We start from the raw sequence: 20,065 nt of genomic DNA, 5'->3' as shown, positions 1-20,065 counted from the left end.
GCCGGACGGGGGGACACTTAAGGACACTTAGTCCCCGTGGTATGGAGGTTTTCATGAAACCAGTCCAGGGCAGCCTGCCCGACATTATGCCCGTGCTCTCACGCGGCAAACACCGCACTCCGAAGAGCGGCGGCTGCTTCATGGAATTCGCCTCCTACCTCGCCGGCGAGTCCTGGAGTGACCACCCCGCCTGCACCCACCCGGTGCTCGCCTCGCTTGCTCGCATGGTCAATGACTGCAGTTCCGACGACGCCAGGTCGCGGCTCGCGCTGCTGATTCCGTCAGTCATCGGGCTGACCGGTTCCGATAAGCGCGTTGAGGTTGCTGTTGCCCTGCGCGCCGGGTGCGAAGCCCTTCCAGTGGCGAGTCTGGAACGCCAGCGCGCGCTCGCGGTGGGCGTGCTGACCTGCGAGCGGAACACATCCGGTCTTGATCTGGCGTTGGCCGAGCGGATGCGCCCGCTCATTCGGGCCGCTCTCGATGAAGCACCGGATGCCGAACGTTGGGCGCGTGACTTCATCGGAGGTGTGCATTCCTGGTCGCACACCAAGTTCACTCCGCGCACCGCCGACACGATTATTCGCGTTGCGGTGCAGGGTATCGGTGAGGCCTGCATTGCCGACCCGGACGCCCGGCTTTACACCCTGTTGGACCACGCGATCAACGATTGCCGCGCCCTGCTCGGTGCACGTAGCACGGATCGCGCGATGCACCTGCCCGCCCTGGCCTGATCAGGGCAACCGATCACACTAACCCCTGCACAGACCAACACCAGGCCGCACCCGGATGGTGCAACGAAAGCCCAGAACCGAACTGACGGTTCTGGGCTTTCGTGTTGGTGCGAAAAGTGGATGCTGCTAAACGGCGGCCAGCTCCAGGTCGCTGACCTCGGCCCGGATGCCCCGGTTGACCGCAGACACCACCGACTTCAGCGAGGCAGTGGAGATGTCCGCGTCGATGCCGACGCCCCAGTACCGCTTGCCGTTCACGTCGAGCTCGACGTAGGCGGCCGCCTGCGCGTCGCCACCGGCGGAAAGCGCGTGCTCGACATAGTCGTACAGGGTGATGGCGATGCCACGCTCCGCCATCACTCCGAGGAACGCGTTGATCGGGCCGTTGCCGGACCCGGTGGCTTGCGCCACGGTGTCGCCGTCGCGCAGTTCGACGGCGAGATCCACCGTGCCGGTCAGATCGCTCGAGGTACGGGTGGAGTGCAGTTCGAACCGACCCCACTTGGATTCGGGGTGCTTGATCGCCGCTGGCAGGTACTCATCGTTGAAGATGTCCCAGATCTGCTCGCTCGTGACCTCGCCACCTTCGGCGTCGGTCTTGGCCTGCACGACGCCGGAGAATTCGATCTGCAGCTTGCGCGGCAGGTCGAGGGCGTGGTCGGTCTTGAGCAGGTAGGCGACGCCACCCTTGCCCGACTGCGAGTTCACCCGAATCACGGCCTCGTAGCTGCGACCCAGGTCCTTGGGGTCGATCGGCAGGTAGGGAACGGCCCAGACCAGGTCGTTGACGGTGCAGCCCTGCTTGGCGGCGTCGGCATCCATTGCTTCGAAGCCCTTTTTGATGGCATCCTGGTGCGAGCCGCTGAACGCGGTGAAGACCAGGTCTCCAGCCCACGGGTTGCGTTCGGGTACCGGCAACTGGTTGCAGTACTCGGCGGTGCGCTTGATCTCGTCGATGTTGCTGAAGTCGATCTGCGGGTCGATTCCCTGCGTGAACAGGTTGACGCCGAGCGCGACGAGGTCCACGTTGCCGGTGCGCTCGCCGTTACCGAACAGGCAGCCCTCGATGCGGTCGGCACCGGCCAGGTAGCCGAGCTCGGCAGCGGCGATGGCGGTTCCGCGGTCGTTGTGCGGGTGCAAGGAGATGAGAATATTCTCGCGCTGGGTCAGGTGACGGCCCATCCACTCAATGGAATCGGCGTACACGTTGGGCGTGGCCATTTCGACCGTGGCCGGCAGGTTGACGATGACCTTGCGCTCCGGAGTGGGCTCCAGAATTTCGACGACCTGGTTGGTGATGTCGACGGCGAAGTCGAGCTCGGTGCCGGTGAAGCTCTCCGGCGAGTACTCGTAGTAGATGGTCGTGCCGGGAATGGTCGACTCCATCTGCTTGCAGAGGCGCGCGCCGTACAGGGCCAGGTCGACGATGCCTTGCTTCTGTTCGCGAAAGACAACCTCGCGCTGCAGGATGCTGGTGGAATTATAGAGGTGCACAATGGCTTGCTTGGCGCCGGTGATCGACTCATAGGTGCGCTTGATGAGGTGTTCGCGGGCCTGGGTCAACACCTGGATGGTGACGTCATCGGGGATCGCGTTCTCGTCGATCAGGCTGCGCACGAAGTCGAAGTCGGTCTGGCTCGCCGAGGGAAAGCCCACCTCGATTTCCTTGTAGCCCATGCGCACGAGCAGATCGAACATGATGCGCTTGCGCTCGGGGCTCATCGGGTCGATGAGCGACTGGTTGCCGTCACGCAGGTCGACCGCGCACCAGCGCGGAGCAACCGTGATGTGCTTGCTCGGCCAGGTACGGTCGGGCAAGTCAACGGCGAACTGCTCGTGGTACGGGCGGTAGCGGTGGATCGGCAGTGTGGATGCGGTCTGATTGTTCTTCATGGTCCTGTTTCCTCGTGGGTGTCGTACAGCCAACGACGAACGCCGCGACGAGGGAGGCCTTTAGATTAGGACTCGTCGCGGCAGCTAAGGAGGAGCGCACCGTTCAACACATTTTCAGGCTAGCACCGTTTGGCAGCGCTGATACGACCGTTACTGGCGCCGCCTCGGCCAACGGATGCTACTGGCTCAGCCCGCGCATCAAGGTGACGACCTCCCGCATAGACAGACTCGGCAGGTAGGCACGGGCCAGGGCCAACCCGATCTCCGGCAGTGCGACCGGGTCGGGAAAAGCCATGAAAACGGGCGCGAACTCCGGCTGGAACTTACGTTTGAATGCGAGCAGCGACCGAAACCCGTACACCGGTTCGAGCGTGCGCCCGAGGTATTCGAGCAGTCGATCGGCCACTCCGCCCGGCCGGGGCCCGGCAGCCGGGGCGAGCGGCGCTATGGACAGGCTGAGAAACTCGATCTGCGCACTCTGCTGCATCCGCTCGGCCGTTTGGGCGATCAGAAATTCCATCACCCCGTTGATGCTGTCCGGGCGGCGCCGCATGAAGTCGAGAGTGTAGCCCACAATTTCACCGTCGTGGTAGGTCGGCAGCCAGCTGGTGACGGCGTGCACGCGCTCTGCATCGTCGACGGCGAGCATGAGCCGCACGGCGGGGTCGCGCAGTTCGTCCAGGCCGCCGAGGGTGAACCCCAGTTCGGGGAGTTCTTTCTCTTGAACCCACTGCTCCGAGATTTCGGCGATCTGCGCTGCCTGCGCCAGCGACAGCGCCCGATAGCTGGTCCAGACCGCCCGCACACCGGCGCGGTCGGCCCGATTGACGGATGAGCGGATGTCTTGCCACTTCTTTCCGGTGGTGTTCCAGACGCTCGGATTGAGCAGTGTCTCCTCCCCCACCTGCATGGTGTGCCAGCCCATCGCGTTGAAGACCGGGTGCCAGCTCTCATGCAGGCTGTAGAACACCGGCACCCAACCGTGGTCGTCGCACATGCGCGCAAAGAAGGCCACGGCCTCAGCGGCCTCGGAGGGCGGTCCGACCGGTTCCGACGTGGTGATGGCGATGCCGTTGACCACGCGATAGGCGATCGCCGAGCGCCCACTCGCGGTGAACCAGAGGGAATTACCGGTCCAGGTCGTCATGAACCCGAGCGATCCGCCGCCGTGGTCGGCGAGCAGGGTGCGTAGCCGCTCCGGCGCGTCGGCGGTCGGGCCGACCGACGCGCTCCGCAGACAGAGGATCGCCCCGACGAAGACAACGATCCAGAATGCAGCACCGACACCGTCGTACAGGGCGGTGGCAAGCGGGTCGGCCGGAAGAAAAGACACCCGCTCCAGGCGCAGGAACCCGACCGGAATGAAGCGCTCCGGCAGGTCCGCGAGCAGGTCGAGCAGCGTGACGGCTGGGCGAAAATGGTCGCGGAGCAGCCATCCGATGCCGATGTAAAACGCGGCGAGCGCAGCGAGGCTACCCAAAGTCACGAGCACGAACCGACGTCGCACGCCGGTGCGGGAAGCAACGGGAAAACGGCGCAGATGGCCGAGGATAACGAGGGCAACGGCGAGCGGCACGAGCACCGACACCACGAGGATGAGGGTGACCTCCCAGTACCGGCCGGATTGCCACTGCCAGACGTAGGCCTGCCCGGAGATCGGCAGCAGCCCGTAATACCAGGCGGCGAGCAGGGCCAGCCCGGTGTTGATGGTGATCGCCAGCCACGCGGCGAACCGCCGTCCGCGGGACAGCCCGAACGCGGCAACGACGAGGGTGAGCAACGGCAGCAGGCTGACCAGCACCGGGCCGGCCCCGCCGATGCGTTCGAGGCTGAGTTCCTGCACGCACTGCCGGGTCACGTCACCCAGCAGACAGCGGTCGACGACCTCCCCGGCCGTAGGTACGTCCTGGCTGAGCAGCATGCCGAGCGGCGCGAGCAGACCGAACCGGGCACCGGAGAAGATGGTGATGACCGGTCCGACCGCGACCATGCCGACGATGGCGGACAGCAGCGTGCGAGTTTCGTGGTCGGAGCTGCGCCGCCACGACGTGACACGCAGCGGCGGGCGCCACAGCCAGCCGACGCCGAGCCCGACGACCGCGGCCAGCATCCGGTAGAGGTCGGAGGGCTGGCCTGAATACAGCACGAGCACGAGTACCGTCGACAGGCCGAGCACCCGAATGCGTCGCCGCCAGAGCGGCCCGGCGAAGTAACTGGCCGCCATAGCGCTGCCCAAAACTGGGGTAAAAGGGTCAACCGCCCACAGCTCACTCACACCCCGTGACCACATCTCCCCGCTCGCCACGCCGAGATACTGCACACCGAGGCCGATCGTCGCACCCAGAATCGACGTCGACAGAAAAGCGATCACGGTGCGGCGGGTGCCCATCATCCGTTCGGCGAACCCCAATATAATCACTATGCCGGCTAGCGCCAGCACCAGTTCGGCGCCGTTGTCAACGAAAAATACCGAGGTCAACGGCGACCACCAGTGACCGTTTTCGATGACCGACTCGTAGCCGGTTCCGAAGAGTAGACGGATGTCTCGCGACGGCCCCGTGATCACCCCACTGACGAGTGCCACACCGAGGAGGGATACGGCATAGGCCACGGCGAACGGCCGCTGGCCGGCAAACCGTCCAAGGGAACCGAACACGTCGCGCCGTACCGGGCGCGATCTGGTGGGGTCACGCTTTCCGGAGTCGCTCTCGATTTTGGTTCCGGTCATCCTGTCATCCCAACGTTGTCGGGCGCAAGCAAAGCGGTGCGGGCTGCGATGATGGGCAGGGCTTTGGTCCAGGCGTAGTCAACGGTGTGCCAGTCGTGGGCCGTGCCGGGGGAAACGAACAGGTGGGTGTCAACGCCGGCGCGCGCGGCGGCGTCCGCGAGCGTGCGCACCCCGGGCAGAAAGCGCGGGTCACCGTCGCCAGCGACGAAGATCGCGCCGAGCGCGGTGTACGGCGCATGCACGGCCAGGATAGCGGCCGGTGCTGCCGCGGCGTAGGCGGCGGCGTCACCGTAGAAACCGGCTGCCACCGTATGCGCCTCGCTTCCGTTTCTAGGAACAAGCTCTCCCGCGATGTCCAAAATATTACCGTACAGTTCCGGATGCGCGGCCCCAAGTTGAATGGAACAGGTGCCGCCCTGGGAGAAACCGGCGATGGTCCAGGCACTGGGCTGATCTTTCACGTGCAAGTGCGCGCGGATCCAGGCCGGGACATCGATGGTGAGGTAGGTGTCCACCCGGCCGCGCGCGGAATTCACGCACATTGGATTACTAGTCGGAGAACCGAGCTGGTCGGGAACCACGACGATGGGGGCGAGGCCGGAGTGCGCCTGGGCATACCGGTCGAGAATGCGGGCCAGGCCGCCGGCCGTGAACACGTCGCTCGGGCTGCCGGGTTGGCCGGACAGCATCTCGACCACGGGAAGCGCCGGCGGGTTGGCTGCCGTCGCTGCGGGCGGAAGATAGACCAGGGCGGGTCGTGCGGCGAACCCGGAGACCGTCGCCGGGATGGTGACGGTGCCGACGATTCCGTCGCCCGTGCTGGTCGTCGTACCGGCCGCGAGAGTGTCGCTGCGAGCCGTCGCCAGAGCCTGGTCGAGCTGCGGAAAACTAGCCAGACCGAGAGCCACTCGTAGCGTGGGAAATTGGCCGACGTCGGCGTTGATCCCAGCCGCGGCGCTGAGCAGGCAGAGCGGCAGAGCGCACATAGCGACGACGCGTCGCCACCGAACCTGGCCGCGCAGATTCAGCAGCACAATGGCGACGCTGGCACCCAGTGCTTCGGTCCAGAGCCGGGTGCCGATCGACAGCGACACGCCCCAGGGATCCCAGACGTCGCTGACCAGCCAGGCCAGAAGCCAACCGGCGGCTGCCCCGACGACGGCACCGATGACGGTCATGACCGCGCGACGCACGCCCGTCGGACCGAGCAACACGAGCAGCAGTACAAGACCGGTGACGCCATAAAGCGCTGCGAGGAGGGGTGCGTCGATGAGGTTGAGATCGAGCGGGTTAATGTCCGAGAGCAGCGAGTTCATCCAGAGCCTCCGAGACCACTCTGGCACCACCGGCAGGTTCGTAGACGGGCATCGCTGAGTTATCAGCCAGTGCCCGGAAAAGTCATGGCTGGCTGACAGCCCGCTCCCAGCCGGCAAGCGGATGCCGCGCCTGCCGGTCGCGGGATGGGCGCGCCTACTCCCCGACCATCGGCGCATGCTCTGCGGGCTGAGCGTCGCTGCGCCAGCTCTTAGCGCAGGTCCCGCAATCGATCAGTAATGCTGTTTTCTTCACCCGCACGTCGCTCATAGGTGACGGCGATGATAAGAAGCACGGCACCGACGACGGCCAGGGTGATCCACCACGGCATCGACTCGATCCCCCGACCGATCTGCACCAGGAACACGAGAACGTTTTCGAGCGGAAGCACGATGATTCCGATCAGGAACGGGGCCGCGAGCCTGCGACTCGAGCCGATCAGAATGGCGACGAGAGCAATGATGATCACGAGGATCGCCCGCCAGGTCTGCGGGTCAGTGAAGGTGGCCGTGACCGACGCCGACAGTAGGGCCACGATTCCGGGGGCGAGCAGGGGCCAGGAGCCGTTCCAGCCGGCCGGCCAGCTGCTGACGGTGCCTATCGTGCTGGCATCGACTGGATGCACGCGCGCGGCATCCGCTCGCGCACCATTCAGCACCAAGGCGCCGGCCGCCAGCAGAAAGAGGCCAAGCGGCAGCGAGAACCATTCGACGCGCAGGTCACGCGGACTCCACGCCACGATCGCCGTGACGAACGCGATGGCGAAGACGAACCACACGGGTGGCAGGCTCGTTGTTCGGGCGCGCAGCCGCCAGGCAATGACGACGACGGTCACGAGGTAGGCGAGCATGAGAGCCCACATCATCCAGATTGTGAACCAATCGCGCTCGATCGATGACCAGGTGGCGACCGCGACGAACACCGCCGGGGGCGCATAGAGCCAGCGAGTGCGGGCCCACCGCGACCCCTCCGGCGCGACCCTGCGGATGGCGCCCGCGCCGAGGGCCGCCGGCAGTGCTCCGGCCAGACCGATTCCGAAGCAGAGCAGAACGAGCGGCACACCTCCGGTCAGGATCGGGTCGGCACCGAAACCAAATCTGACCCCCTGAATCGCGCCGGCCGCCCCGGCGGCAATCGCTACGCCCAGGGTTGGAATCTGCAGCGCTCGGAGCAGTTCGGCACGCACCGAAGAGCCTCGGCCGAGCACACGGCCGACGCCAAGCAGGAGCCACGATGCGACGACGAGCCCATAGCCACGCCACGGAGCCAGGGCGGCAGCCCCGGTGCCGGATACCGCCAGCATCACCAGGATCGGTGCGAGGGCCACGACGAGGCCCAGCGCGTAGAGGGGCACGGCGCGGGAACCGCGTGCGGTGAGGATCAGGCCGACAATTGCGGCGGCCAGGGCCGGCGGGAGCAGGTATGGTTCGAGCGCGCTGATTTCGGCGAGGGCCCACAGGCACCAGAGTGCGCCGGTGAATGAGGCGGCGGCGACCCACCACCCGTAGCGGCGTTTCGCCCAGAAAGCTGTGGCTGCCGTGCCGAGCCCGAGGATGACCAGCACGATGAAGGTCGTCGGCAGCCCGGCAGCGACGCGTACGAGCGCCAGCTGGACCGCGATCACCGCGGTCAGCAGGGTCGACGATTCAATCGCGATCCGGGCCGCCGCGGTATCCCTCGACCCAATCCCCCGCAGGCCCAGCATCGACCCGATCAGGCCGGTGCTCGGGAGCACGATAGCGACAATGGCCGCGATCACCGGCAGCGTCACCGGAGACGCGCTGCCAAGGAGCACCTGCGCGCCGAGGCAGATCACCACGACGGCAAGAGCGGGAACGAGGAGGCCGGCGGCGATCGTGCGGAGCACGATTCCGAGGCCCGCGCGTCGAGTATTGAGGAGGGTGAGTGCCAGTAAGAAGATGAGGGCGGTCGAGAGGGCTGTCCAGCCGCTGCGCTCAAAGAGCACCTGCGCAACGCCGATCATGAACGGCACGATCGTCACGACCAGAATCGCGTACCAGGCCGGAGGCCCGACCCGTCGCAGAAAGGTCGCGGCAATCGCGCCGAGCGAGCCGAGCGATGTGGTCAGGCAGAGCACGGCGATGGTGCCGAGGCCCAGTTGGTCAAGTGCAATCGCGACGATGACGAGCGCGTAGGCATAACCCGCGCCGACGTGCAGAAACCGTATCCCGGGCGGCACGGTCTGCGCAATGACGGCGATGGTCGCGACGATAACGATGCCAGCCCAGACGGTGACACCATCATCGGCCAAGGAGAATATAACGGCCAGCAGCACCGCGAAATGGATGCCCAGCACGAGTGGCAGCCGCATTCTCAGGGCGGCACTGCGCAGGCGCGGAACGGCGACGAGCGCACTGCTCGTTGCCACGGCCAGGCACAGGGCGATCGTGATGCGCGACCAGAGCGGCAAGATGGGCTGACAGGCAAAGACCAGCCCGGCGAGGGCGGCGAGCCAGATCGCTAGTGATCCGGTCCACGCTGCCAGCTTCGGGGTAGCATCCGTTTTCGCGGTATCACCGCGACTGGTTAGCACCGAGAACGCTCCGAGTCCGGCCGACATAGCACCCAGTCCGAGCACAACGGCGAGAAAGCCGTGCGCGGGCATGAGGCCGATCGCACCGAGGTCCGAGCCGCTCAGCGAGGCGAGTACCGTTGCGGCCCCGATCAGCACGGCGGAGAGAACGGGCACGAGCACGCTCACCCCCGCAATGGCGAATGCACCACCCAAGAATGCTCGGCGGTCGAGGGCGCGGGCTCTCGGAGCACCCGCCTGGAGCACGAGCAGTGCGGCGGCACCCGCTGCGGGAGCGACGGCCTGGTACCACTCGCCCGCGCCGTGCGCGCCGAGGTCGAGGGCGAAGGGCAGGCTGACAGCGGCGGCCATCGCGGCAGCGCCCGTGACGGCGCTCCAGAACAACTTGGCCACCTGCCGAATCGTGAGCAGGGCGAGCAGGGCGACACCGGTCAGCACTGCGGTAATCGTCAGCCAGTATTCGGTTGTGGTGGTGAACTCAGTGAACCCGATCTGGGCCAGCAGGATGCCGGTCGCGACGATTTGGATCGTCGCAAGCGTCATCCGCTCAAACCGGAGGAGCCCATCAAATCGCTGCGCCAGCATCGGTGTCGTCCTGAGCAGGGCGAGCGCGACGAAGGCCACTCCGAGGTGTCCCAGGATCGCCGCCAGTGTGGATTCGCCCGCGTAGCCCAGCATCGCTGGAGCGAGAGTGAGTCCGGCGAGCGAGATCCAGAGCCAGCCGCGAATGCGCGCGAGCGTCGACACCATGACCATGACACCGCCACTGACGAGTGTTCCGGCGGCGGCGAGCACCCACGGGCTAACCCCGCTCGGCGCCAGTTCCGAGAACGCGTAGACGTCGAGGGCCACGAAGACCATCCCGAGGCCGCCGACGGCTTCGGCCGAGAATTGCAGCTTGTGGCGGGCCAGCAGCCACGCGCCGCCGAGGAAGAGGACGGTGATCAGCCCGACGATCACGCTGCGCAGGGCGTGATCTTTGAGGTCGGGGTTGAAGAAGGTGAAGACGACCGCGGAGACGGCGAACAGTCCAGCGCCCGCGATGGCCAGCACGGACTGCACCGTCGCGCTCGACCGACGGCCCGCAGTGGCCGAAGCGCCCGCGCCAGGTTGCGCGGGCATCCGTTGTGGAATCGGTGCCGGCGTCGGCACGGCGCTGTCTTCGGCGTCGATCGCACGCGGCGGATGCGACACGAGTTCAAGTGCCTCTTGTCGTGCCACGAGCGCCGCGGCGGCCGCCTCCGAAGCTGACCAGAGTTCTGCCGCCAGAACACCGACGAGTTCGGCACCGCAATTGCGACAGGGGCTGTCGGGCAGCGCGACCGCGCAGACGGGGCACGACGTGCGGTCGAGCAGATGGCGAATCGCGACGTCGTTCCAAGGCTGAACAGCTCGCGGCATGCTCATGACCCCGACACGGAAGCCTGCGCGGGCGTACTGGCTTCGTCCTCTGGCACCCACATGAAGATGTCGCCGGGCTGGCAGTCGAGCACACGGCAGATGGCGTCCAGGGTTGAGAATCGCACGGCTTTCGCCCGACCATTCTTAAGAACGGATACGTTGGCCGGTGTGATGTCGATCGCTGCGGCGAAGTCGGCGACCGACATCTTCTTCTTAGCCAGTTCGACGTCGAGGTTGATCACGATGGGCATCAGACCACTTCCGCCAGGTCGCGTTCGAGTTGGGAAGCCTGATGGAGGAGCCCGCGCATGACCACGATCATCAAGGCCAGTCCCGAGCCGACGACGATTCCGAGCGAGCACAGCATGATGACCGAGGGCGAGGCAACACCGGCGACCGCCAGAGTGATGAAAGACCCGAGGATGAGGAGGGTCGCCAGGGTGACCAGGCCGAGGATGATATTGACATACCTGAACGCGTTTTCCCTGAAAATGATGGATGCCCGCACCAGCGATAGCAGCCGCCACACGCAGACGAGCGCGACCTGCACGCAGAGCACGAACCCCACCGTGACCATGATCCCGGGCACCTGGAGATAGTCGAGTGGGGGAGATTTTTCGACCATCTGCTGCGCGACCGCTGGGATCACAAAGACCTGGCACGCCAGAAGCAGTGTGATCAGCACGAAGATGAGTGTTTTCAGGGTGACGATCGCCGAGCGATGCATGTGAATCCTATCGTTTATCGGTGTTAATCTATCGATAAACAATATACACACATTCTTGCGAGCGACACGAGCACGGGCATACTCCGCGACCGAAATTCGCCGCCGGGACAGCGTGCGCACGCACAGCCCCTAGGCTTCAGAGATGCCGGATACCGTCGAGGACCCTGTTCACGACGCTGAGCTGGCTGTTTTCGAGCGTAAGTCGTTAGCCCTGGATGCGGCGGCGGCCGGAGGGTTACCGGGCGCGTTCGAATCATTCCGCCTGGGCGGCCTGCGGGCGAGCATCGCAACGGCCGATCAATACGGATTTCTCAACACTGTCGAGGGCCTGAACGAACATTCCGTCGAGCACCTGCCTGAGGTTCTGAACCGATTCGCGAACCGACACCAAATAACCATTATCGCAACATCGCCGTCGCAGGCGCTCAACGACCGGATGCTCGACCAGGGTTACGAGCTCGCCCCCGTGCGTCCCATTGCCGTTCTGCGTGTGGGAGCAATCCGCCCGGACGGCGCGGACCGGAACCAGTGGGAGATACGCGAAGTCTCTTCCGCCCCGGATGCAGCACTCTTCGCGGACCTACTCGACGCTGGGTACGCGGCAACGGACAACGTGCGATCGCTGATCCGAACGGAACACGCCCTTCCGATGGTTCGAGCATTCATCGCTTTCCGTAACGGCGAGCCCCTCGCCGCTGCGGCCATGTCCGTGCAAAATGCCGTCGCGGTGCTCGGCGGGGCGTCCACACTCCCGGCAGCACGAGGCGCTGGAGCCCAAAGCGCCCTCCTCGGGCACCGAATCCGCGTCGCAAGAGCTTTCGGCTGTCCACTGGCTGCGGCCACCGCGGCTCCCAGATCACCGAGCGTTCGAAACCTGGCCAGATTGGGATTCACCATCGTCGAACGCACGGCCTGGCGCGTGAAAAGTACGACCAGCGACGAAGTAAGAGGCTCCTGGTCGCCGGCAGAGCCGTCAGCAACGCGTGGATAGGATCGCGGCTGCGACGAACTCGCGATCAGGGTGCTGCATCGGTCGCCACAGCGCGGCGAGCAAGCCAGACCACCGAAGCCGCGCCCATGACGGTCAACACCAAAACGACCACGGCCGGGTCCGTGCCTCCGCTCTGCGCGACGGTTCGCCCGACGACAGCGCTCGCCAACGTGGCGGCCACCGCTGTTGCAATAGCCTCGACCAGGATCATCGCCGTGGCGGCGCGCGGCACTGAGACGCCGTCCACGTGCTGCGGCACATCCACGATCTTGTTCAGGGTGTCGAGGTAGGTCAACCCCATTCCGACACCAGCGATCGACCATCCAACCAACACAACCGTGACACGCGGCGCCGTGCCATCGACGAGCAGCGCGACTGCCGTGACGAGCAGGCCGGTGCCGATGAGGGAGCCGCCGACGGCCGCGCGGCGCACGTACGCTCGCGGGCTCCGCGATGGCCATCGGCTCGCGGCGAGCCCCGCAAATGCCCACCCCATCCCACTGCCGGCGAGAACGAGCGCAGCCTGCCCGGTTGTGCCGTGTAGCAGATCTTGAACAATGATCGACATGATCGCCTGGGCGCCGAAGTACACGCCGGTCAGGAGTCCCATGGTCGCAAGCGCGGCCGGACGCCCGACTCGCGCGCGCAGCGTCCCCGACGGGAGCAGCCGACGTGCAGCCACAACCACCGCCGCAACGCCGACAACTCCCACGACGATCCCACCGGACACGGGCAGGCCCCGCAGGCCAACGAGGGATAGCAACGCCACTCCCCCAGCCAGCACGAAGGCGGATCCGAGCGTCAGCCGCTCCCGATCGCCACCGGACTGCATCGACCCCCTCAGCTGCCGTGCTGCGACGATTCGAGCCGCAATTAAGAGCGGAAGGTAGAGAACGAGCGCCCATCGCCAGCTCGACACAGACGTCACCCACGCGGCGTACAGGGGCCCGGCTAGCGAGGCGAGCACCCACATGACGTTGTAGCCGGCCAGCACCGCCCGCCGCCAACCCGCGGGCAGGACCGATACGATCGCCGCCAACGACACCGTTGCCAACGCTCCGGCGCCAAGACCGGAGGCGACCCGACCAATCACAAATACGCCCACGGTAGGAGCCAACGCACTGATGATGCTGCCGATGACCGTAAGCCAACTCAGGTGCAGAAGCAGCCGATCCACTCGGAAGCGCTGCAGCAGATAGGGGCCGAGGGGCATCGTCAGGAACATGGCGATCTGCGCCGATCCGACGATTACTCCGTAGAAGTCCTTCGCGTCGAGGTCGGTCCCGATGACGGGCATGACCGTATTCAGAAGGTAGGCCTGCATGCCTGCCACGAGCTCCAACGCCAGGAGCGCCGCAGCTAAGAGGCCAGCGCGGACGGCGCTCCGCCCAGGTGGACCATTTCGATCACCGGGGACCGGCATGCCTACTGCGCCGCTCGAGGCCGCGCAGACCGAATTTCGAGCGCAATCAACTCGCGGTCGTAGGCCGCTCGCGAATCGTTCTCGCTCAGCAGTACGCGCTCAAGCGCATTCCGCGCCTGGTGTCCATCGATCAGGACTGGAAGCGGGCCGTCCGAATCAGCGGCGGATTGCACCCAACGCAGCAGATTTCTCAGCTGACGCAGCATGAGCATCTTGCGCAATGGGCTTCGATACGTGACGGGCGACATATCGCCGAAAGGCTTCCGTGCCATCACGTTTATCCCCCCAGATCGATCGTGCCCGCCCTCGCAGGCTACTGCAACCCGGACGTCGCCCGCCGTCTCAACGTGTCACGGACGACCGTGCAATAGCGATCTCGGGTGCCTACTTTCATGCAGCAGGCCGGTGCGGGAGCTTCCAGCACGGCCCTCGCCGGGGACGTGCCGGTTCTCAAAACATTTCTTTGGGTATTCTTTGCCGGATTCGGTCGATTTCGGGCATATAGGCGTGATTTTTCCTCGGGAATGTCGGTGGTCGGGTGTTGAGTTGAATCATGAACATCATGGCGATGGAGCTCACCCGGGCAGTAGCGGCCGTCGCCGCGCTCGGTAGTTCCAGCGCTCAGTTCAGCACTCTGACAGATGCGCAGGTACTCGCCGCTCGCGGTCCGATCGCCGACCTCCTGCGACTGAGCAACACGGCGGCGGCCCTTCTGGCCGGCACGATCGCGCACCGGTCCCGCCCGGAGTTGGGCCAGTCGGGCCTGGCCGCCCGGCACGGGTTTAGCACCCCGACGCTGATGGTGCAAGACGCCACCGGACTCAGCCGTATGGAGGCCGGCCGACTGCTGGCCGTCGGCGTCCTCATGAACGAAACCGAAACCGCGGAACGACGGGCGGAAGAAGCCGTTCGGGAAGCCGAGCGGGTCGCGCAGGCGACCGCCGACGCCCTCGCGGACGCCGAGCGCGCCGCCGAGCTGGACGCCGTTCGAGAGGCGGAGCGCGCGGCGGCGTGGGCGACGCTGCACCCCGACTTGCCGCCACTGCCCGTGGCCGCGCCCCGCCCGGTACTACCCATGGCAACCGTGGATCCGGTGGAGCCGGTGGTGGTGCCGTGGCAGGCACCGATTCTGCACGCTGTCACCGCCGGCACATTCTCGCCCGGCGTCGGCGACGCCCTGCTGCGAGGTCTGGGCACACTGGATCAGGCCATCACCGCCGAGAAACTCGCCGGCGCTCTCCGAGTGTTGCTGGTCGAGGTACCAGGCATGCACACCGAGCAGGCCTACAAGCGGGCGCGGCGCATGCGCGACGACCTCGACGCCGCAGGCATCCAGGCCAGGGAAAAGCAGGCCCGCGACGACACTACCTGGTCGTTGTGGCGGCGAGCCGACGGCATGGTGACCCTGCACGCCCTGTTGGCACCCGAGCAGGGCGAAATGTGGATGGCAACCTACGACGCCCTGACCAGCCCGCGACGCGGCGGAGTGCGGTTCGTCGACCCCGAACGCGCCGCTTGGGCACAGCGCGTCAAGGACGACCCGCGCACCCTCGACCAAATCGCCGCGGATTCCTTCACCCAACTGCTCAAACTCGGCGCCGACGCCGACCCGAACACCATGTTCGGCGGACGCCGCCCGGTCGTGCAGATCATCGTCACCGAACCCGACCGCCCCACCACCATTGCTGACCCAGCAGCCGACACAACAGCGGCACCGACAGCCGGCTCGATAGCTGGCCCGGCCCGCACTGGCCCGGCCCCTGCGGCTGAAACCACGGAAAGCGGCACGACGCAGAGCGGCACTCCCGGGAGCCGAAGCGCCACATCAGCCTTCGGCTACCTCGAGGGCAACCCCGCTCCGGTGTCCGCGGAGACGATCGACCGGCACCTCTGCGACACCGGCTACCTCGGAATCCTGTTCAGTCAGTCCGGGCAACCCCTCAACGTCGGACGAGACGAACGTCTCTTCAACCGTGAACAACGCCGAGCCCTCGCCGCGCGCGACGGCGGATGCCGCTGGCCCGGCTGCGACCAACCACCATCGTGGACAGAAGCTCACCATATAAAAATGTGGTCTGATCAGGGACCTTCCAACATCAATTTCGCCATCTCACTGTGTGCACACCATCACATGCTGCTGCACAACCGACACTGGACGATCCATCTCCAGAACGACCAGTACTGGCTACAACCCCCGATCGAAATCGACCCCGAACAAACGCTGATCGCCCTACCCAGCAAGAATCCACTCATGGCCGAACACCTCCCGCTCGACCAGCTTCTACCGACGCCCCCCGGGGCAGACACCGCAGACAGCCACCCGTCACGGGATGGCGGTCTCGACCAGCTCGACCAACGGGACGGAGACGACCCCACACCCGGCCGTCCGCACGACGACGACCGAAACTGAACTTTCACGGTGTCCGGTGCCCGGCATCCTGCCACTGGTGCCGCTGCCAGCCGGGCATGACGCGGGTGGGTGCGGTCTCGATCACTCGTTCCTCGCGCCTCGACCAGCGCGGTACTGACGGCTACCGAAGAGCTGTTAGAAGCCGAGGCGGCCGAGCTGCTTCGGGTCGCGCTGCCATTCCTTGGCGATCTTCACCCGCAACGAGAGAAACACGCGCTTGCCGACGAGCGGTTCGATCTGCTTGCGGGCGCGGGTGCCGACATCCTTGAGCCGGCTGCCCGACTTGCCAATGATGATGCCTTTCTGGCTGTCGCGCTCGACGAACAGGTTGGCGTAGATCTCGACCAGTTCCTGGTCGTCGCGCTCGATGATGTCGTCGATGGTGACGGCGATGGAGTGCGGCAGCTCGTCGGTGACGCCCTCGAGGGCGGCCTCGCGGATGAATTCAGAGATGCGGGACTCGAGGGTCTCGTCGGTGACGGCGTCGGCCGGGTAGAGGGGGGCATCCGCGTGTGGCAGCAGACGCAGCAGCTCGGTGGCGAGGGTGTCCAGCTGGATCCGGCTGGTTGAGGAGATCGGCACGATCGCCTCCCAGTCCCGCAACTGTGAAACGGCGAGCAGCTGGTTGGCGACGTTGGTCTTGGAGGACGCATCAATCTTTGTGACGATGGCGACCTTTTTGGCCCGCGGGAAGGCATCCAGTTGTTCATTGATGAACTTATCGCCCGGGCCGATCGGCTCGTTGGCCGGGATGCACAGGCCGATCACGTCGACGCCGGCCAGGGTGGCGGTGACGAGGCTGTTGAGGCGCTCACCGAGCAGGGTGCGCGGGCGGTGGATCCCGGGGGTGTCCACCAGAATAAGCTGGCCGTTCTTCTGGTGCACGATGCCGCGGATGGCCCGGCGGGTGGTCTGCGGCTTCGACGACGTGATCGCGACCTTCTCCCCCACCAGCGCGTTCGTCAGGGTGGACTTGCCCACGTTGGGGCGTCCCACAAACGAGACGAATCCCGCTCGGTAATCGGCGGGGTGTGCCGGTGTAGCTTCGGTCATGACCGTTCTCCTTCATCATCAGACGCTGTGCTTGTGCTGCTGGTGTTAGCAGTCGGTACCGTGAGGAATGCGGTCTGCGCATCAATCAAAGCTTCATCGCGTTCCACCAGCACGGTGCTGATGCGTCTGCGCCGGCCTTCGGTGCGTTCAGCGGTGAGATTGAGTCCACTGACCGACGCGACCGAGCCGGCCACGGGCAATCGCCCGAGGGCTTTGGCCAGCAGGCCGCCCACCGAGTCGACGTCGTCGTCGTCGAGTTCCAGGTCGAACAGCTCACCCAGTTCGTCGACCGGCAGTCGGGCGCTCACCCGAAAATGGCCGTCGCCGAGGTCTTCGACCTCGACCACGTCACGGTCGTACTCGTCGGAGATATCGCCGACGAGCTCCTCGATCAGGTCTTCGAGGGTGACCAGGCCGGCGATTCCGCCGTACTCGTCGACGACCATGGCCAGGTGGTTGGACTCCAGCTGCATCTGTCGCAGCATGTCGTCGGCCTTCTTCGACTCGGGCACGAACACGGCCGGCCTGGCCAGGTCGGCCACGGTGAGCTGCAGCGCGTTGATCGGCCGCTCGAACACCAGCCGTGCCACGTCACGCAGGTACAGGATGCCGGCAACGTCGTCGACCTCGCCGTCCAGCACGGGCACCCGCGAAGTGCCGCTGCTCAGGAATAGGCCCATGGCCGCGTCGATGGTGGCGTCGGCGTCGATGGTGATCATGTCGGTACGCGGAATCATCACCTCGCGTACGACCGTCTCGCTGAATTCGAAGATGGAGTGGATGAGCTCGCGGTCATCTTCCTCGATCACGTCCAGCTCGGTAGCCTCGTCGACCATGCTGAGCAGCTGGTCTTCGGAGGTGAAGGTGGCCAGTTTGGTACGCCCAGGTGTGACCCGGTTGCCGAGGGCGACAAGGGCATTGGCTACCGGTCCGAGCAGCACGCGGGCGACGTGCACGAGCAGTGCGGTCGCGGTCAGCAAATTAACCGGATGCGCGCGGCCCACGCTGCGCGGGCTCGCCCCGACCAACACGAACGAAACCGAGGTCATGATGAGCGCGGACAGCAGAAGTGCCAGCCAGAGGGCATCGATCGTGGTTGCAAAGACCAGCGTCACCAGCACGGCGGCGGTGGTCTCGGCGGTGATCCGAATGAAGTTGATCGCGTTCAGGTGCGCGCCGGTGTCGTCGGCGATGGCCTGGAGCGACCGTTTGGCGCGATGATGCGCCACCAGGCTCGCGATGTCGGCCCGGGACTGGGTCGTGATCGCGGCATCAACGGCGGCCATGAGCCCGGCGAACACCACCAGGATGACCGCCGCATAAATAAACCACACGTGGAGCATCAGTGGCGTTGTCGTTCCTGCATGGCGAAGCCGATGAGAATGTCACGTTGAATGCCGAACATTTCCTTTTCTTCGTCGGGTTCGGCGTGGTCGAAGCCGAGCAGGTGCAGCACGCCGTGGGTGGTCAGCAACAGCAGCTCGTCGAGGGTGCTGTGGCCGGCGGTTTCCGCCTGTTCCTTGGCGACCTGCGGGCAGAGCACGATATCGCCGAGCAGACCCGGCGGGGTCTCCTGTTCCTCGGTTCCGGGGCGAAGTTCGTCCATCGGAAAGCTCAGCACGTCGGTGGGGCCGGGCTCGTCCATCCACTGCACGTGCAGTTGTTCCATCGCGCCCTCATCGACGAGCACGATGGCGAGTTCGGCGTCGGCGTGCACGTGCATGGTGTCGAGCGCGAAGGCAGCGAGGCGCTGGATGGCCGCCTCATCGACCGGGATGGCCGACTCGTTGTTGATTTCGATGCTCAACTGGAACTCCGTTTCGGGTTGCGACCGGCGGCGCTGGCGCGCTGGGGACCGCGATTAACAAATTCACGCGCTTCGGCGCTCTCCTGGCGGAGGGCCTGCTTTTTCTCGTCGTACTCGGTGTAGGCGTCGACAATGCGGCCGACGAGCGAGTGACGCACCACGTCGGCGCTGCTCAAATAGGCGAAGTGGATGTCGTCGATCCCGTCGAGAACGCGGGTGACCAGTTTGAGACCGCTCGTGCCGGCCGGCAGGTCGATCTGGGTGACGTCGCCGGTGATGACCATCTTTGAACCGAAGCCGAGCCGGGTCAGGAACATCTTCATCTGCTCCGGCGTGGTGTTCTGGGCTTCGTCGAGCACGACGAAGCTTGCGTTGAGGGTACGCCCGCGCATGTAGGCGAGCGGTGCGACCTCGATGGTTCCGGCGGCGAGCAGCTTCGGGATGAGTTCGGGGTCGAGCATCTCACCGAGCGCGTCGTAGAGCGGCCGCAGGTAGGGGTCGATTTTGTCGGTCAGGGTGCCGGGCAGAAAACCGAGCCGTTCGCCGGCCTCGACGGCGGGCCGGGTCAAAATGATGCGCTCGACCTCCTTATTTTGCAGGGCGCGCACCGCCTTCGCCATGGCGAGGTAGGTCTTGCCGGTTCCGGCAGGGCCGATACCGAACACGATGGTGTTCTCGTCGATGGCGTCGACGTAATCCTTCTGGCCGATCGATTTAGCCCGAATGCTCTTGTTGCGCGCCGTGAGGATGGGGGCACCGAGCTGGGCGGAGGGGCTCACGGAGCTGTCGGCGGCAAGCATCCGTGCCGAGGTGGCGACCTCGGTTTCGCCGAGGTCGTGGCCGGCGCGAAGGGCACGTTGCAGTTCCTCGATCAGGCGGCGCACGGCTTCCACATCATCGGCTGAGCCGATCAGGGTGACGTCGTTGCCGCGCACGTGCACGTCAACGTTGGGGTACTCGGCCTCGATGGTGCTCAGGAAGCGGTCTTCAGGGCCGAGCAGGCGCACCATGGCGACGCCATCGACGGTGAAAC

15 protein-coding genes are annotated in these 20,065 nt (G+C 65.7%); 3 read left to right on the top strand and 12 right to left on the bottom strand.

Annotated features, from left to right (window positions below; all coding sequences use genetic code 11):
• Positions 1–53 precede the first annotated feature (53 nt).
• The gene (locus E3T29_RS17515; protein WP_198417783.1) at positions 54–731 is read left to right on the top strand and encodes a hypothetical protein; all 678 of its coding nucleotides are present in this window, start codon (positions 54–56) and stop codon (positions 729–731) included.
• Positions 732–857: 126 nt separating this feature from the next.
• Here E3T29_RS17515 and leuA read toward each other — a convergent pair whose 3' ends face one another.
• The 6 genes from leuA to E3T29_RS17485 all read right to left on the bottom strand — a co-directional run bounded on the left by leuA (position 858) and on the right by E3T29_RS17485 (position 11,468).
• Positions 858–2,624, bottom strand: a complete 1,767-nt coding sequence (gene leuA / locus E3T29_RS17510) for a 2-isopropylmalate synthase (RefSeq protein ID WP_134346781.1) — start codon at positions 2,622–2,624, stop codon at positions 858–860.
• A 178-nt stretch (positions 2,625–2,802) separates the two neighbouring features.
• Positions 2,803–5,352 (bottom strand): bifunctional lysylphosphatidylglycerol flippase/synthetase MprF, encoded by a 2,550-nt coding sequence (locus tag E3T29_RS17505; protein ID WP_134346780.1) that lies wholly within the window; start codon positions 5,350–5,352, stop codon positions 2,803–2,805.
• Positions 5,349–6,668 carry an alpha/beta hydrolase family protein gene (locus E3T29_RS17500; RefSeq protein WP_166792451.1) on the bottom strand — a complete coding sequence of 440 codons (1,320 nt, stop codon included), beginning with the start codon at positions 6,666–6,668 and terminating at the stop codon, positions 5,349–5,351. The genes E3T29_RS17505 and E3T29_RS17500 overlap by 4 nt, the downstream gene beginning before the upstream one ends.
• 209 nt (positions 6,669–6,877) lie before the next feature.
• Positions 6,878–10,627, bottom strand: coding sequence for an SCO7613 C-terminal domain-containing membrane protein (locus E3T29_RS17495; protein ID WP_134346778.1), 3,750 nt, complete (start codon positions 10,625–10,627; stop codon positions 6,878–6,880).
• Positions 10,624–10,872: a helix-turn-helix transcriptional regulator gene (locus E3T29_RS17490; protein WP_134346777.1), complete on the bottom strand. Its 249-nt coding sequence runs from the start codon at positions 10,870–10,872 to the stop codon at positions 10,624–10,626. The genes E3T29_RS17495 and E3T29_RS17490 overlap by 4 nt, the downstream gene beginning before the upstream one ends.
• Positions 10,872–11,468 (bottom strand): DUF2975 domain-containing protein, encoded by a 597-nt coding sequence (locus E3T29_RS17485; RefSeq protein WP_134346776.1) that lies wholly within the window; start codon positions 11,466–11,468, stop codon positions 10,872–10,874. The genes E3T29_RS17490 and E3T29_RS17485 overlap by 1 nt, the downstream gene beginning before the upstream one ends.
• A gap of 22 nt (positions 11,469–11,490) precedes the next feature.
• Between E3T29_RS17485 and E3T29_RS17480 the strand changes: the two genes are divergently transcribed.
• Positions 11,491–12,339: a GNAT family N-acetyltransferase gene (locus tag E3T29_RS17480; RefSeq protein ID WP_134346775.1), complete on the top strand. Its 849-nt coding sequence runs from the start codon at positions 11,491–11,493 to the stop codon at positions 12,337–12,339.
• Between the two features lie 25 nt (positions 12,340–12,364).
• Here the strand turns inward: E3T29_RS17480 and E3T29_RS17475 are convergent, their stop codons facing one another.
• Positions 12,365–13,762, bottom strand: a complete 1,398-nt coding sequence (locus E3T29_RS17475; protein WP_134346774.1) for an MFS transporter — start codon at positions 13,760–13,762, stop codon at positions 12,365–12,367.
• Positions 13,763–13,764: 2 nt separating this feature from the next.
• Positions 13,765–13,983, bottom strand: a complete 219-nt coding sequence (locus E3T29_RS17470) for a hypothetical protein (protein ID WP_166792449.1) — start codon at positions 13,981–13,983, stop codon at positions 13,765–13,767.
• A gap of 332 nt (positions 13,984–14,315) precedes the next feature.
• Between E3T29_RS17470 and E3T29_RS17465 the strand changes: the two genes are divergently transcribed.
• Positions 14,316–16,172: an HNH endonuclease signature motif containing protein gene (locus tag E3T29_RS17465; protein ID WP_134346772.1), complete on the top strand. Its 1,857-nt coding sequence runs from the start codon at positions 14,316–14,318 to the stop codon at positions 16,170–16,172.
• A gap of 135 nt (positions 16,173–16,307) precedes the next feature.
• On the opposite strand, the gene era is transcribed toward E3T29_RS17465, so the two are convergent.
• The 4 genes from era to E3T29_RS17445 are packed head-to-tail and all read right to left on the bottom strand — an operon-like array spanning position 16,308 to position 20,042.
• The gene (gene era, locus E3T29_RS17460; protein ID WP_104090761.1) at positions 16,308–17,225 is read right to left on the bottom strand and encodes a GTPase Era; all 918 of its coding nucleotides are present in this window, start codon (positions 17,223–17,225) and stop codon (positions 16,308–16,310) included.
• The gene (locus E3T29_RS17455; RefSeq protein WP_134346771.1) at positions 17,222–18,568 is read right to left on the bottom strand and encodes a hemolysin family protein; all 1,347 of its coding nucleotides are present in this window, start codon (positions 18,566–18,568) and stop codon (positions 17,222–17,224) included. The genes era and E3T29_RS17455 overlap by 4 nt, the downstream gene beginning before the upstream one ends.
• Positions 18,568–19,032 carry an rRNA maturation RNase YbeY gene (gene ybeY / locus E3T29_RS17450; protein WP_092339809.1) on the bottom strand — a complete coding sequence of 155 codons (465 nt, stop codon included), beginning with the start codon at positions 19,030–19,032 and terminating at the stop codon, positions 18,568–18,570. The genes E3T29_RS17455 and ybeY overlap by 1 nt, the downstream gene beginning before the upstream one ends.
• Positions 19,029–20,042, bottom strand: a complete 1,014-nt coding sequence (locus E3T29_RS17445; protein WP_134346949.1) for a PhoH family protein — start codon at positions 20,040–20,042, stop codon at positions 19,029–19,031. The genes ybeY and E3T29_RS17445 overlap by 4 nt, the downstream gene beginning before the upstream one ends.
• Positions 20,043–20,065 lie beyond the last annotated feature (23 nt).

The organism is Cryobacterium sp. TMT1-66-1, assembly GCF_004403435.1.
GTDB classification, from domain to species: Bacteria; Actinomycetota; Actinomycetes; order Actinomycetales; family Microbacteriaceae; genus Cryobacterium; species Cryobacterium flavum.
This window is presented reverse-complemented; position numbering and strand designations above follow the sequence as displayed.